Source organism: Acetoanaerobium sticklandii (assembly GCF_000196455.1).
In the GTDB taxonomy this organism is placed as follows: domain Bacteria; phylum Bacillota; class Clostridia; order Peptostreptococcales; family Filifactoraceae; genus Acetoanaerobium; species Acetoanaerobium sticklandii.
This window is the reverse complement of record NC_014614.1, coordinates 812,255-827,190: the sequence shown is the minus strand read 5'-3', so window position 1 is coordinate 827,190 and position 14,936 is coordinate 812,255. Positions and strand designations below refer to the sequence as shown.

13 protein-coding genes are annotated in these 14,936 nt (G+C 33.0%); 1 reads left to right on the top strand and 12 read right to left on the bottom strand.

What is annotated here, in order from left to right; all coding sequences use genetic code 11:
- The 5 genes from CLOST_RS03740 to CLOST_RS03720 all read right to left on the bottom strand — a co-directional run bounded on the left by CLOST_RS03740 (position 1) and on the right by CLOST_RS03720 (position 4,796).
- Entirely contained in the window at positions 1 to 1,080 is a 1,080-nt protein-coding gene (locus CLOST_RS03740; protein ID WP_013360914.1) for a hypothetical protein, read from the bottom strand.
- Positions 1,081 to 1,091: 11 nt separating this feature from the next.
- Complete coding sequence (locus CLOST_RS03735) at positions 1,092 to 2,147, bottom strand: DMT family transporter (protein ID WP_013360913.1); 1,056 nt, start codon at positions 2,145 to 2,147, stop codon at positions 1,092 to 1,094.
- 61 nt (positions 2,148 to 2,208) lie between these two features.
- Complete coding sequence (corA, locus tag CLOST_RS03730) at positions 2,209 to 3,291, bottom strand: magnesium/cobalt transporter CorA (protein ID WP_013360912.1); 1,083 nt, start codon at positions 3,289 to 3,291, stop codon at positions 2,209 to 2,211.
- Positions 3,292 to 3,564: 273 nt separating this feature from the next.
- Positions 3,565 to 4,131: a CD3073 family putative ECF transporter S component gene (locus CLOST_RS03725; RefSeq protein WP_013360911.1), complete on the bottom strand. Its 567-nt coding sequence runs from the start codon at positions 4,129 to 4,131 to the stop codon at positions 3,565 to 3,567.
- Positions 4,132 to 4,229: 98 nt separating this feature from the next.
- A complete protein-coding gene (locus CLOST_RS03720; RefSeq protein WP_013360910.1) occupies positions 4,230 to 4,796 on the bottom strand; it encodes a CD3072 family TudS-related putative desulfidase in 567 nt (188 codons plus the stop codon).
- Between the two features lie 262 nt (positions 4,797 to 5,058).
- Here CLOST_RS03720 and CLOST_RS13470 point away from each other — a divergent pair, with 262 nt between their 5' ends.
- Entirely contained in the window at positions 5,059 to 7,017 is a 1,959-nt protein-coding gene (locus CLOST_RS13470; protein WP_013360909.1) for a diguanylate cyclase, read from the top strand.
- A 193-nt stretch (positions 7,018 to 7,210) separates the two neighbouring features.
- Here CLOST_RS13470 and mtnA read toward each other — a convergent pair whose 3' ends face one another.
- The 7 genes from mtnA to CLOST_RS03680 form a co-directional block, all read right to left on the bottom strand.
- The gene (mtnA, locus tag CLOST_RS03710; RefSeq protein WP_013360908.1) at positions 7,211 to 8,275 is read right to left on the bottom strand and encodes an S-methyl-5-thioribose-1-phosphate isomerase; all 1,065 of its coding nucleotides are present in this window, start codon (positions 8,273 to 8,275) and stop codon (positions 7,211 to 7,213) included.
- Between the two features lie 12 nt (positions 8,276 to 8,287).
- The gene (gene mtnK, locus CLOST_RS03705; protein ID WP_013360907.1) at positions 8,288 to 9,493 is read right to left on the bottom strand and encodes an S-methyl-5-thioribose kinase; all 1,206 of its coding nucleotides are present in this window, start codon (positions 9,491 to 9,493) and stop codon (positions 8,288 to 8,290) included.
- 15 nt (positions 9,494 to 9,508) lie between these two features.
- Positions 9,509 to 10,504: an ABC transporter permease gene (locus CLOST_RS03700; RefSeq protein WP_013360906.1), complete on the bottom strand. Its 996-nt coding sequence runs from the start codon at positions 10,502 to 10,504 to the stop codon at positions 9,509 to 9,511.
- Positions 10,494 to 12,008, bottom strand: a complete 1,515-nt coding sequence (locus CLOST_RS03695; protein WP_013360905.1) for a sugar ABC transporter ATP-binding protein — start codon at positions 12,006 to 12,008, stop codon at positions 10,494 to 10,496. Before CLOST_RS03695 ends, CLOST_RS03700 begins: the two co-directional genes overlap by 11 nt.
- A 171-nt stretch (positions 12,009 to 12,179) precedes the next feature.
- Entirely contained in the window at positions 12,180 to 13,274 is a 1,095-nt protein-coding gene (locus tag CLOST_RS03690; RefSeq protein ID WP_013360904.1) for a sugar ABC transporter substrate-binding protein, read from the bottom strand.
- A gap of 76 nt (positions 13,275 to 13,350) precedes the next feature.
- Positions 13,351 to 14,100 carry a CoA-transferase subunit beta gene (locus CLOST_RS03685; RefSeq protein WP_013360903.1) on the bottom strand — a complete coding sequence of 250 codons (750 nt, stop codon included), beginning with the start codon at positions 14,098 to 14,100 and terminating at the stop codon, positions 13,351 to 13,353.
- On the bottom strand, positions 14,093 to 14,929 hold the full coding sequence (locus CLOST_RS03680) for a CoA transferase subunit A (protein WP_013360902.1): 837 nt from the start codon (positions 14,927 to 14,929) through the stop codon (positions 14,093 to 14,095). The genes CLOST_RS03685 and CLOST_RS03680 overlap by 8 nt, the downstream gene beginning before the upstream one ends.
- Positions 14,930 to 14,936 lie beyond the last annotated feature (7 nt).

Sequence of the window (14,936 nt, the reverse complement as noted above, 5' to 3'; positions counted from 1 at the left end):
CTAAAGCTCCTTAATATAGGCAACGTAATTTTTACAAACTCCATCTGCCCATTTATAGCCAAAATTTCCCGACATTATATTTTCTTTAAGTACCCAGCCTGACTCAAAGGACTTATATCTACCTTTCGTAAGGGTAAAGCAATAGTCAAACAAAGCCAATATGGCTCCTTTTTTTTGCTCCTCTTCTATTATGCCCATCTCAACAATTTTGAACTTATCAATTTTATGATTGAAGAGCTTATTATTTATTACAGTTTTTAATCCTACTGTCTCTTTGCTACTCATCAGCTGATGAAAGTCAGGATACCAAAGCATAAACCCAACCTCTATATTATCTTTTAATACAAACAAAAGATTTTCTGGTCTTAATAGCATTTTGAATTCCTTAAAAAGCTCTAAATCCTCTTCTTCTACTCTTTTATAATAAAATGGATGATTCCTAAATGCATCGTTGTTAATTCTAGTATAGATTTTAGCTTCTCTTTCCATATTTTTAAAATCAGCATGCCTAACTGAGTATCTGCTTTTTAGCTTTTGCTTTAATTTATCGCTAATCAAAGTAAAATCAGCTTCCATATTTTTATAAAAAGTCACCATATCAATACTTGTAAACCCATAACTTTCAAAGTAATCGTGAATAAAGGCTTCATTATGTGCCATACCAAAGCTTTGGGGTTTTGAATAAGAGTCCTTTAAATAGCCTAAACCATAGTTGACATGTATATTTAAAGATGCGCAAATAAACTTAGTCTGCCACTTTTTTGATATTTCTTCAGTTTTTTTGTATACAAGATTGAATCCTTCTATACAATACTCTTTGGATTCAAAAAAACTCATTTGCAAATACTCTTGCATTCTAGATGCTTTTGCTAGTAAACAGCACATGACTATCTCATCATTATTTTTTACTATAAGGGGCAGGATTTCAATTGATTTACTCATCACAGATTGCTCAAATAAAATCCCTTTTAGCAGTCCTGAAAGAGAGTCTCTTCTAAGCTCATGATTATGGTACTGAGATATATAAAAATTTAGAAAATCCTTTTTTTCTTTTTTAGAATTTGCAATTATTAGCTCCATAATTTTCCTTTCTAATGCTGGTGTCTATGATGAACCTCTGGCGTATGTGAATGACTATGGGTTATTTCTTCATGTATATGCTCATGACTGTGTTCACCTATAAATTCTGGAACATGGGTATGTGTGTGATGATTGTCATCATGCCTGTGCTTGTGTTCATGAGTTTCGAGGGCATGAATATGGGCATGCTCGTGGTCTTCTGTAACTGCAAAATAAGTTCCAATTAGCATAATAAATAGTGCAGTCAGAAAAGATGGAGTGATAGCTTCTTTTAACACTATCCAAGATATTAGCACTCCAATAAAAGGAGCGGCTGCGTAGTATGCACTTGTTCTTGCCGCGCCAAGCTCTCTTTGAGCTCTAATATACATAAGCAGACTAAGACCATAAGCAACAAAGCCTAATATCAAAGCAATCAAAGCGTATGAAATATCTATTTTTATATCCTTTGATAACCAAGCAATTAATAAAGCTCCAAAGCCTGAACCTAATCCCTTTATTACTACAATTTGTCCAGGGTCTTTAATTGAAAGCATTCTAGTGCAATTATTTTCAAGTCCCCAGCTCACACATGCAAGCAAAACAAAAACTGAGCCTACAGAAAAAGTAAAGCTACTTATATCTTCAAAGGTCAGTACTATACTCGATAATGTAATAAAGAAAATAGCTGTCCACATTCTTTTACCTACAGCTTCCTTAAAGATAAATAATGCTATCATTGCAGTTGCAACTATTTCAAAATTATTTAATAAAGAAGCGTTTGATGATGTGGTTTTTGTAAGTCCTATCATCAGAAATATAGGAGCCGCAATATCTAGGATTATCATACCTATAATATATGGGAGCTCTTTTTTTGTTAAGCTCGCTTCATAGCTTTGAGCTTTAGACATTTTTTTGATAATTTGAAGTGCAAGCATCCCAATTCCAGCTCCTAAATATAGCATGGACGCCATAATTGTTGGGCTTAGCTTTTCAAGCAATAGCTTTGACATTGGAGCGCTAACTCCATATAAAGATGCGGCCGCTATAGCCATCATAACGTATTTTGTATTTGTAGTTTGCTTCATTATCCTTAACCCACCCTTATTTATATTTCTAAGATTGTTTTTTGTAGATTTATTATATCCTTTAAAACCATTTTCTAGCTTTGAAATATGTTATCATCCCAGAGGCTAGAGTTATGCAAAATATAGCAAAGTAAATAAAGGATTTTGGTTCATTTAAGCCTGGCATATGCTTAAAATTCATACCAAATACTCCTGCCAAAAATGACAAAGGAATAAAGATAGCTGAAAAAATAGTAAGCGTCATCATAGCTCTGTTCATTCTCATGCTTACGTTTGACATCGAAACCTCATGAAGGCTATTACTCATTTCTCTATAGCCCATAATTGAATCTGATATTTGGCTAAGATGGTCTTTTATATCTGAATAATAAGGTGACATATCCTGAGTATAAAAAGCACTATCCTCAATTACAAATCTTCTCAAGGTATCTTGAAGTGGAGCAATTGAATTGCTGAAAAATAAAAGCTCTTTTCTAAGCTTATATAGTTCTTCTTTATTTGGGCTTCTTTCTTCTATAATTTGCATCTCAATTTCATTAAATCTAAGAGAAATATAATTTATAACAAGCATATATTCATCAACTATTGCATCGAGTATAGAATAAAATAGATAACTTGAATCCTCAAATCTGAGCTGACCTTTTTGACTGTCTAATCTACTTCTAATATGGTCAAATACATCTCCTGGCGTTTCTTGAAAAGTGATTACTAAATTATTTTTTACAATGACTGAAACCTGTTCATGAATAATTTCATCTTCATTTAGATATATCATTTTAAATATGGAAAACAAATAATCATTTTGGTTTATTATTTTACTCCACTGTGAAACATGGACAATATCTTCTAAATCCATGTGATGGATATTTAGAGACCTACCAATCAGCTCTATTATCTTCTTATTGTGAAGCCCTATAATATTGATCCAAATAATTTCCTCTTCGAAATCACTACCAGAAATTATTTTACTTATATTTTTAATATCTGACTCGGCATCGATTTGAAATTTATCTTTATTATATCTAATAACCTCTATTTTTATATCTACATCTGAATAATCTCCCGAATAATCAATAGTTCCAGGAGGTGTTCCGATAGATTGCTTTTTCGTTCTTAATAAATCAAATTGGTCATGTATATTCATGCTTTTAAACCTCCTGATCTTTGTAATAAATCTTATGCATAAATAGATTGCATTACTATTCAAATTTTATAATTTTTATTCTCAAATCTCAAAAAATCATTTACTTATATTATACTCCAAAAAATGTATATTCATGATAATTTAATGTCACTCATTCCTAATAAAACAAAGCTTTTTAAATTTATAAATCTAACGAATAGTCTTTACAGCTCATTTTATTACAATAAAAAAGCTCTTTTCAATTTTTGTTATAATTGAAATAGAGCTTTTAATCTAAGCTGCTTTTTTATTAATATACTCTTTAGGTATATACCTAAGCATAGAGCTAACTAAGATACAGCTTCCTATTTTATCAACTAGGTTTCCAGCAACTCTTGGAATAAATGCTGCCGTAAATATTTTTTGCCCAGTAGCAAGTAGCCATGCAAATAATATATCTGTTCCTCCACCAGTTAAGCCTCCATACATAAACACAGCAATTGGAGTTCCGATTAAAGGTGCTACTATTGATAAAATTAAGCCAGTAATAACTGCAGTCTTAATATCAAACTTAGTTTTTTTGGCAATCATACCAACTATAATACCAATTGCAATATTAACAAGTGCAAATGGTATATCCCTAGGATTTGTAAGTATTCCTTGGATTACATTAGTAAGTCCCCCTGTAAGAGCCCCTGCAAAAGGTCCTAGCACTACAGCTACTAAAATGGTTCCTATTGTATCTAAAAAAAGTAGTGGAATTTGAAATGTACTTACAATAGTTCCTAAAGCTAAATTCAAAATAATACCTAATGATGCAAATATCATATCTCTTGTTGAAGAAAAGCTAGAATTTCTCATATTCTCCTCCTAAATAGTAATTTTGATATCGTATTAATTATCATATTTAGAAAAAGAAATGTACAATTGAATATATCTATATATATTATCGAGTTATTCTATTTACTATTATTAACAATAAACTCCCTTATTTCAAATAAAGATTCTTTAAAATTTTCTTCATTTATACCAATAAAAGGTATGTTTATATTATTTTCGATTAGCATTTTTTCTAAAACTTCCATAAATACTCCTTTTTCCTTAACCATCCTAACATCAGCAAGTATAGAGCTTAGTTCAGGTTTCATAGACATTTCACCTTTCCACTCACTAGATTTACAAGTTAGATTCACTCCACAGCTAGGGCTCCCATCTACTCCTATACATCCAACTATGTGATACCCAGCATCTAAATAGCTTTCTAATTGATTAACTGTTGATTCCAAGAAAATTTCACAGCTTTTTTTAAAAAAACTATAATTAAATTGGTCTTTTACATGTCCCCAGCGTTTTATCCCATATATAGCCATTTCAGGACATGGTAGCTGAATTATTCCCACTTTATTTTCATAAAGGTAATCAGTTAATTCCTTTACTAAGCTTTCATAAGGCTCAAAGCCTTCAACTTTTGCATTTACATTTAAAATACAGTGTGATAAAAGTATAATTTTTTTTCCTCTTTGCATTTTATCCTCCAATACCTCTGAATTTCTTCGTACAATTATAATTTACCAAATATAATAATTATACTCTAATTTTGAAATTCTAAAATCATTTTAATCATCAATATTATACGTTTTATTATATATAGGTCTTTTTTCATATAATATAATATTTTTACTACTTTGTAGTATGATATAATACATAGTACACTAGGTATAAACTATTAATATTTATACATGACTGTGATAACTTAAGATTATTTTCTGGGAATAATCGGGGGATAGTATGAATTTAAATATATATGATTTTTTAATGGGCGTAATTATATCTATAGTACTGTTGTTTTTTGTTTTGTTTTATCACATTAAGCTATATAAAAACCATAGCTTTCTTAAAATATGGGTAGCAGGTACTGGGATGGTAATTTTAGGTTTTGTCCTAAGTTTATTTGCAAGTGTTCCTTCCTTTAGACCCTATGCCATTATGTCTAGTAATTTATTGCTGATTCTAGGTCAGGGTGTTTATTATATTTCTTTAAAAAGTTTTTTTGAAGGAAATCTTAAATTTAGTAATTACAGATCTGCTCTTTTTTCTTTTTTATTAATTTATGTATCTGTATTTTCAGACAACACTACACTTAGAATGTTTAGTACTTCTATTGTTTTACTGATGTTTTCAGCATTCGTGTTAAGACTTTTATATTCTCATAGAACCGCAGAAATACATCGAAGTATTTCAGTTTTGATAATTACATACTGGATAAATACTTCATTTTGGATTTTTAGAGTATTGTTTACTATCATGGTTCTTCCTTCTAAACCTGAACTATCTGAGTTCATTGTCCTGTTGACTGACTTATCTGCCTTACTGCCATCAGTATTAGGAAGCTTTGGTATTATCCTTCTAACAAATCAAAAGCTTTCTTCTATGCTCGAAAAAGAAAAAATAAAATTTTCTAATATAATAGATATCAGTCCAGATTTAGTTGTGGTAACTAAACTTTATGATGGTAAAATTTTTCATGCTAACAAGAAGTTCATAGATAAGCTTGGCTACAGATTTGAAGATATACAAAATAAATCTACCTTGGACCTAAATATCTGGAATGACAATTCAGCAAGGAATTTGTTCTTAAATGCCCTTGTGGAATGTGAAACTCTAGAAAACTATGAAGCCTATTTATATACCAAAGAAACAGAGCCCTTTTTAGGAAGTATTTCATCTAGTAAAATAGTAATCGACGATGAGCAATATGTAATATCAATAATTAGGGATGTAAGTGATTTAAGAGAAACTGAAAGGAAATTAATCGAAAGCGAGCAAAAATACAAAGTTATCGCTCTTTCCTCTGCTAGCTGGGAGGCTTGGTTTAATGAAAATGGGAAGTTAATATGGACTAACGAAATGATAAAGCATATAATCGGATATTCGCCTAATGAAGCCACTAAGCTTGAAGACATCTTTAAAGACATCGTTATTTCAGACAATTTAGCTAGCCTTGCTAAAGAATATAAGTATGCCTTGAGTAGTAGAATTTCTGGTAAAAATGAATTTTTAATTAATCATAAAATATTTGGAGAAAGATGGATTTTGATTTCTTGGAAAAAAATTTATGATTCAAATAATGATTTTAATGGATATAGGACAAGTACTATCGATATAACTGATCAGAAAAAAGCTGAGCTAAAAGCATCTGAGCTTGCAAGTAAACTAAAGATAGAAAAAGAAATAGCAGAAAAAAATTCTTTGATTGATTCTATGACTGGACTAGCAAATAGAAGATACCTAGAGCAACGCATAATGTATGAATATGCTAGAATGAAAAGAAATTGGTCTAATTTATCTATCATTATGATAGATGTAGATTTCTTCAAGCTTTACAATGACACTTACGGTCATGTTCAAGGGGATATTTGTTTGAAAACCATAGCAGCTACTTTAAGGTCTACCGTTAAACGACAAACTGATTTAGTAGCAAGATATGGAGGAGAGGAATTTGTAGTCCTTCTCCCTGAAACAGATAAATACTCAGCTAGTATATTGGCTGATAATATCAAAACCAATATTGAAAATCTAGAAATAGAGCATATGACATCTACTATTTCTGATTATGTGACTGTGAGTATTGGTATAGCAACTTTTACAAAAGATTGCAATGTAAGCTGTGAAGACCTCATTCAAAAAGCAGATGTTGCTTTATATCAGGCAAAGAAAATAGGGAGAAATTCCATATCTCATGCCTAGCTATAATAAATCAAAAAGGACTATCGAATAAAAGAAAGGCAAATTCAATATATTGTGGCTCTTGACCAAAAGTCAAACAATATATTTTAATTTTCTTTTATTTTCGATAGTCCTTTAATATTGCCTTACTAATTATTGTAATCCCAGATTACTAATAGAGCTTCCTAGAATCTAGGTTTATTCAAAATAAGGTTTATTTTTCAAAAAGCTTTGGAAGTGATTCCTCATATGGAGGGTATGCAATTCCTTTTTCTGTTATTATAGCTGTGATGTATTTTGCATCTGTTACATCAAAAGCTGGATTATAGGTTTTTATACCTTCTGGAGCCATTGGCTTTTCATACCAGGTCTTGTATATCTCTTCTCCAGGTCTTAGCTCTATATGAATATCTTTTCCTGTTTTTGTATTTAAATCTATAGTAGAAAGTGGAGCATGAACGTATACAGGAATTCCATATTCTTTTGCAAGTATTGCCACTCCTGATGTTCCTATTTTATTTGCAGTGTCTCCATTATATGCTACTCTATCACAGCCTACAACCACTGCATCTATCCATCCATTTTTCATAACTATAGATGCCATGTTGTCACAAATCAGTGTAACATCTATTCCTGCTTCATTTAGCTCCCAAGCAGTAAGTCTTGCTCCTTGAAGAAGAGGTCTTGTTTCATCAGCAAATACTTTGAAATTATATCCTTTTTCAGCCCCTAGATAAAGTGGTGCAAGAGCTGTACCATATTTTGCTGTAGCTATAGTTCCAGCGTTGCAATGAGTAAGAATTCCCATCTCAGGCTTTAAAAGTGAAAGTGAATATTCTCCTATTGCTTTACACACCTTTTCATCTTCATCTCTAATAAAATGAGCTTCTGCTTTTAGTGCTTTGATAATTTCTGGCACAGCCTTATCTTTGTTTTGCTTTAAGCAAGCTTCCATACGGTCTAGTGCCCAAAATAAATTTACAGCAGTTGGTCTTGATGATGCAATTCTTTCTTTAACTTTCATAAACTCAGCATAAAAGTCTTCATAATTTTCGCAGGTGCTTTTGCTGATTCCAAGATAAGCTCCATACGCTCCAGCTATTCCAATAGCAGGCGCTCCTCTTACTTGTAGCTTATATATTGCATCCCACACATCCTCTACTGTCTCTAGTTCAAGGTACGAAGTGGAATTAGGAAGCACTGTTTGATCTAAAATCACAAGTACATTTTTATCTTCATCCAGTCTTACAGACTGAAAGTTAAGCACATTATTAGACATATTTTCCTCCTATTAAAGCTTCACTGTAGTTTTCTTTATTACTTCCAAGAAGTCCTTACCTGTTTTTAGTTCTTCTCTGTTCATTATAAAGCTTTTGCTAGCAAGCATGCATAGTCTTTCTGCTTTAGTTCTCTTTTCTTCATCTTGAATTGAAGTTATATCTTTTACATGAGCTATTCCTACGATTCTTCTTATTCCTTCTAATCCTGTAACTGCCGCAGTATCACGCAGTACAGTATCTAGATAGTATTCCTTAAAGCCTTTATATTTTGCTGTATATTCTGATGCTTTTTCATCCCATGCTTTAGAGAATTTTTCTTTGAACAGGTCTATTACTTCTACTATTGTATCCTCTAGCCATTTAATTTGCTCAGCTTTTTCATAAGCCTGAGCATTCGCAAGAGCAAACATAAGGTTAGCTATTACGTTTCCAACGTCATATCCCATAGGTCCGTAAAAAGCAAATTCTGGATCGATTACTTTCGTAGAATCCTCTTTAATAAATATCGAGCCTGTATGAAGATCTCCGTGAACAAGAGCCTGAGCATTGTTCATAAAATCAAACTTCAGCTTTGCAGTCTCTAGCTTTAAAGCTTCATCTGAATATATATTTTCTTTAACCCAATCAACATTTGGAGCAAAGATATCATTTCTATTGTTTATATCACTAAATGGCTCTGTGTATACTAGATCTTCTGATATCTCGCAAAGCTCTGGATTGATAAAGTTTTTAACCAGCTCTTTTTTTGCTTTATGCTCCATACACACGTCAGAAGTAAGAAGTAGTGTATTTACCATAAATGTAGTAATATCATCTGCAAATTTTTTAAATTGCTTATGATTAATCATTTCAGTTCTCATAATCACATGGTCAGATAAATCCTCCATAGATGTGCAATTCATAATAGGGTCATAGCTGTAAACCTCTGGCACTAATCCTGGAGCTAAAGTGCTCTGATATTTTAGAATTTCATATTCTATTCTATTCCTATCGGCTGATAGCTTAAACTCGTCTGAAATTCTTGCAACTGGACCAGATTGCTTTATAATTAGAGATTTCGATGTAGAAAGTGAATCGATTTTGAATATATAGTTTAGATTTCCATCTCCAATTTCCTTACAAACTAGTTCTTCGTCTTTTCCAAAGAAATCTAATTTTGTTTTAGCGTATAGTGCTGCATCAGCCTCGCTCATAGTAAAATACTTATCAAAATTCATCGTATTTCCTCCATTCTACGCTTCGTTTTTATAATATGTTAATCCAAGTGCTAGTACTAGAACTGCTCCTTTAATTATATCCATTGAGTAATATGGAACTGAAAGCATAACTAGACCATTTGAAAGCGAAACCATAAGTAGTGCTCCAAAGAAAGTTCCTATAGCATTTGGCTTTCCAGCTCCTGCTACAGAAAAACCAATATACGCCGCAGCTACTGACTCCATAAGGTATCCAGCTCCACCTGACGGATTTGACTGTCCTATACGAGCCGCAAGTAAAATTCCTCCTATTCCAGCTAATATAGCTGACATAACATAGGCAACAATAATATATTTATTTACTTTTACTCCAGATAGTCTTGCCGCTTCCTTGTTTCCACCTACTACATACATATATCTTCCATGCTTAGTATATTTCAGGAATATATGTACTACAACCATTATTAATACCATTATAATTATTATTGTTGGAACTTTTCCAAGTTCTCTAAACATTGGAGCTATAAGTCCAGTAGAAGTAGTTCCATCTGCCATTATCATATTTTGAGATATGATTTTACCTTGAGAAAAAGTTGAAGATACTCCATTGAATATAAACATCGCAGCTAAGGTTGCAAGCATATCTGGAATTCTTCCTTTGATTATAAGAATTGAGTTCAAATAACCTATTACTGCTGCTATTACTACAGAAGCTGCTATAGCTACAAATATATTCTGGTCATACCAAACAAACATGGCTGTAGATACTGCCATTGTCATAGATGCAACTGAGCCTACCGATAAATCAAATCCTCCAACTACAAGGGAAATCATAACACCTGTAGCTATTACAGTTGTTATAGACATAGCTCTTAGTATGTTTACTAGATTGGCTGCCTGCATGAATCTTCCATCAGTAGCAATTGTAAAAAATGCAAAAATCACTACAATCGTTAGAAGTGTTCCATAATTGTATAGAAAATCAAAAAAACTAAATTTTTTATTTTGCTTTGAACTTGTCTTAGTGTTCATTATTATTCCCTCCTGCTGAATAAAATAGGATTTCATCCTCAGAAGCATCCTTTGTAACCAGCTCTTTTGCTATTTTTCCATCGTACATTACGTATATTCTATCAGAAATACCAAGTATTTCTTGAGTTTCGCATGTTGCATATATTACTGATTTGCCTTTAGTTACTAATCTTCCTATTAATTCGAATATATCTGATTTTGCTCCTACATCTACTCCTTTTGTAGGCTCATCAAATATATATAAGTCAGCATCTGCTATTAGCCATTTTCCTACTGCTACCTTTTGCTGATTCCCTCCAGAAAGATAAGCTACCTTTTGTTTTTCATGAGGAGTTTTTATTCCTAAATCCTTTATGGTTTTAAGCGATACATCGTGCTCTTTTTTAAACTGTACAAAATTGTTTTTAGAAAAATTCTCCAAACTAGGTAGAGTTAAATTAGTTACGACCGACTCCTCAACTAATACTCCTTCTTTTCTTCTTTCCTCTGGTACTAGTGCTATTCCTTCACTAACAGCATGATAAGGAGTTTTCAGATTTAATTTTTTTCCATTTAAAGTTATTTCTCCTGCAGTTATTTGCTCAGCTCCAAATAATGCTTTGCAAAGCTCTGTTTTTCCTGCTCCAACAAGACCAGCTATTCCTACTATTTCACCTTTTCTAATATCAAGATTAACGCCCTTTAGTGTTTTATTGTCCTGAAGGTTTTTAACGCTAAAGCACACTTCTCCGATTTCGGCCTCATACTTAGGGTAGCTCTCATCTAAGCTTCTTCCAAGCATATATTCAACCACTTGCTTTTCATTTGTGTCCTTAATTTTCATCTGAGTAATAAACTGACCATCTCTCATTATCGTTATATCATCGCAGATTGTAAAGATTTCAGGTAATCGGTGAGATATGAATATAATTCCTACTCCTTTTTCCTTTAGCTCAGCTACTACTTTAAAAAGCTCGTCTGTTTCAGATTTTGACAATGGTGCAGTTGGCTCATCAAGTATAAGAAGTGAGCAGTTTTGTGCTATGGCTCTTGCAATTAGAATCATTTGCTTTTGAGCAAGAGAAAGCTCTTCAACTTTTTTGCTTACTGGGATATTTAAGTTAAGATGCTCTAAAACTTCTTTAGCTTTTCTATTTATTTCTTTCCAGTTTACAAAATGCTTATGGTCCATTTCATTTACCATCTGATCTAGCAGTATGTTTTCAGCTACAGTAAGGTAAGGAATAAGTGCCACGTCTACCTCTTGATAAACTATCTGTATCCCATAATCTTTTGATTCTTTTGTCGTTCTAATATTAGCTTGCTTGTCATTAATAATTATATTGCCGCTCCAGTGAGAATAGGCACCTGATAGAATTTTCATAAGTGTAGATTTTCCAGCACCATTGGCACCTATAAGGGCATGAACAGTTCCTCCATGTGTAGCAAACTTTGCTCCCTTTAATGCCTTTACTCCTGGAAACTCAATAGAAATATCCTGCATTTCTACTTTAAAGGTTTCCAATTTAAATCACCTCAAATTATATTTTTGAAACTTTATATTAATATCTTATTTTATATATAAGACCAATTAAATTCAATTTAATATCAAGGTTCTAAAAGTGTAAGAAATCGTTTTATCCAAATAGTAAATAGAGGAGAAGAAAGAATAACTCCTTCTTCTCCGCAGTCAAATTTAATTGCTTCCTTTGATTTGTTTCATCCAATCTTCGTTAAATGTCTCTGATTTACCCCAAGTATCGTATACGTCTGCTAGAGTTTCAACTGTAACTTGTCCGCCTGCTTTCATTAAATCTTCTTGTGCTATAGTAGTTGCTGGTATTTCATATGTTGCTGGTGTTTCTTCTCCTGCAATTTTCTTAGCTAGTAATCTAACGTTAAGTGTTCCTACAAGCTTAGCATCAGCAGCTGCAGTAAGTACCCATGGAGAGTTTTCTGCTTGCATCATCTGAAGGTCAGCATTTGAAACGTCGATACCAAAGATTTTGATTTCAGTTCTGTTATTTTCGTTAAGTGCAGTAAACGCCCCTGTAGCAAATGCATCCCAGCTAGCCCAGATAGCATCTACTTCGCCTTTAGGGAATCTTGTTAATAATGAGCCTATAGCATTTGCATTAAGCCCTGCAACGTTTGTAAAGTCTCCTACTTCACCTACAACTGCTACTTCTTCAATTTTACCTTCTTTTAAATATTCTTGATAGATTTGCTCTCTTCTCTCCATTGGTGGGAATCCAGCTACCCACATTTTGATAATTTTTGGAGTTTTTCCAGGGTTAGCTGCAATAAGTGCATCTAAAGATAGCTTTGCTAGTGAAAAATCATCTTGAGCTGTAGTTGTTATTCCTTCAACCTCAGCATTTGTATCAAATGCTACTACAGGTATACCTTTTTCTGTTGCTTGCTCGATTAAAGCCTGAGCATTGTCTTGTCCATGAGATACAACTATTCCATCATAGTCACCTAGTAAAACTTGGTTGAATATGTCTTCAAACTTTGCGTTGTTTCCATCTGTTGTAAATGTATCAACACCAAATCCTAATGACTTACCTTCTTCAACTGCTCCAGCTAAAAACTGAGCTGTATGCTCGTCAGCACCTAGATTTCTAATTACAGCGATTTTTATGTCGCCTTTTTCAGCTAATGGGGTACCTTCGTACATTGCTACAGCTGAATCACCACTTGCTTCATCTGTGCTAGCGCCGCCTGAGCAGCCTGCTAGAGATGCTACTGCCATTACCAATACTAGTAAAAACGATAATTTTCTTTTCACTTTTTATTCCTCCTTGTAATTATCTATGGATAAATTTAAGTATCCATCAAAGTAATAGTAGCTTATGCTACATCTCCTACTTAGAAAACTCCTTATAGCGCACACCTTTTGGATCAATACGCTTTATTAAGCTTAGCTCTTCTCTTGTAGGCTCCATAATGGTTGGAACAGTTTCTTCAAATATTGTAAATCCAGTATTAGCTTTCACTTCTTCTATCGTAGTATTTGGGCTGATACTATCTAGATACAATCTAGAATTCTCATAACCAAATATACAAAGTGGAGTAACTATTTTATGAATATTTCCTCTTGTAGTTACAAAATCAACATTCTCTACAAAGGTTCTTTTGTCATGCTTAGTTCTCCAAATTATAGCTTTTTTTGCTGTTGGGATAAGCACAGCGCTACCAGCTCCACCTGGCAATCTAACCTTAGGCTTTGAGTAGCTTCCGATTACAGATGCATTGACATTTCCACTTGCATCAAACTGGACTCCGCTTAAAAAAGCTACATCTAAGCCACCTCTCATAGAAAGGTCAAATATTTTTTCTAGTGGAAATATTGCTTCAGAATTATCCCAAAGCTCTTCTCCTGCTGATGAATACTCAGATGTCTTAAATGATGAGGAATTCACTCCGCCAGGGATATTTAAAAGTACAGCATCTGGAGCATATAAAGCTTTGGCTAGCTTCATAGCCACCATAGGAAGCGAAGATGAAACTCCATGAAAGATAGTTTCATCGTTTTTCAGCATCCTAGCTATTGCACATATCATTATATCTGCTGGATGATGAGGCTTATTTGCAGTATATGAGGTACTATACACTATAAAACGCCCCCTTTACAGAATCTTTAACTTCATAATATGCTAAATATTTTTCTATATGCTCTTTAGAACAATTACTTGTAAAGTCCTTTAGAATCTTTTCGTCTATGTCATATAGTCCAGGACAGCTACATGGTGATGCTCCTTTTGGAATAACAACTATAGAATCTACGAGAAAACCAGGTATAGCTATATTTTGCATTTGCTTAGAAAATTTGCTTTTATTAACAAGCTTCTCTGTTGTCAAAATTACTTTTTTTGCTGAAAGAGATATTAATTCGTCATCGAATTTAGGACCATAAATAACAGCATTTCCTTCTTTGTCGCATTCATGAACATGAATAACTGCAACATCTGGATTTATACTTTTTACTACAGTCACGCTTTCACCACTAAAAGGATCTGTTATTTTTCTAAAATAATCGTTTTCTGCAATTAAATCACTATGAACTAATCCTTTTACTGGCATGAAGTTAAGCCCTGCTTTAGCAGCTCTAAGAGCACACATGACAGTATAGCAAGCATGTTCATTGGCTTTTATTCTTCCAGTTTCCACAGCTTTTCTATAATGATTAGCAAGTCCAAACTCAGTTTCATAGCTTATAAAGCCTGCATCAACTATACTCACACAATCAGAGCCACAAAGTAAATCCACATCATGGGCTCCTGCTGTTTTTACTATTCTTAAGTCTCTTTTTTTGCTTCTAACTATCTCTCTAACAAAAGCCATCGGAGCTCTGTGAAGCACGTTGCCTCCTATTGCTATCGTCATCTTATCTTCAATTAAATTTACTGCCTCTTTCAAGGTTTTAATTTTATTTGCTGTCATTTTTCAC

Bases quoted from the DNA above. Each gene is read 5' to 3' on its own strand.
- CLOST_RS03740 (WP_013360914.1), bottom strand. From the start codon at position 1,080: ATGGAGCTAATAATTGCAAATTCTAAAAAAGAAAAAAAGGATTTTCTA.
- CLOST_RS03735 (WP_013360913.1), bottom strand. From the start codon at position 2,147: ATGAAGCAAACTACAAATACAAAATACGTTATGATGGCTATAGCGGCC.
- corA (WP_013360912.1), bottom strand. From the start codon at position 3,291: ATGAATATACATGACCAATTTGATTTATTAAGAACGAAAAAGCAATCT.
- CLOST_RS03725 (WP_013360911.1), bottom strand. From the start codon at position 4,131: ATGAGAAATTCTAGCTTTTCTTCAACAAGAGATATGATATTTGCATCA.
- CLOST_RS03720 (WP_013360910.1), bottom strand. From the start codon at position 4,796: ATGCAAAGAGGAAAAAAAATTATACTTTTATCACACTGTATTTTAAAT.
- CLOST_RS13470 (WP_013360909.1), top strand. From the start codon at position 5,059: ATGAATTTAAATATATATGATTTTTTAATGGGCGTAATTATATCTATA.
- mtnA (WP_013360908.1), bottom strand. From the start codon at position 8,275: ATGTCTAATAATGTGCTTAACTTTCAGTCTGTAAGACTGGATGAAGAT.
- mtnK (WP_013360907.1), bottom strand. From the start codon at position 9,493: ATGAATTTTGATAAGTATTTTACTATGAGCGAGGCTGATGCAGCACTA.
- CLOST_RS03700 (WP_013360906.1), bottom strand. From the start codon at position 10,504: ATGAACACTAAGACAAGTTCAAAGCAAAATAAAAAATTTAGTTTTTTT.
- CLOST_RS03680 (WP_013360902.1), bottom strand. From the start codon at position 14,929: ATGACAGCAAATAAAATTAAAACCTTGAAAGAGGCAGTAAATTTAATT.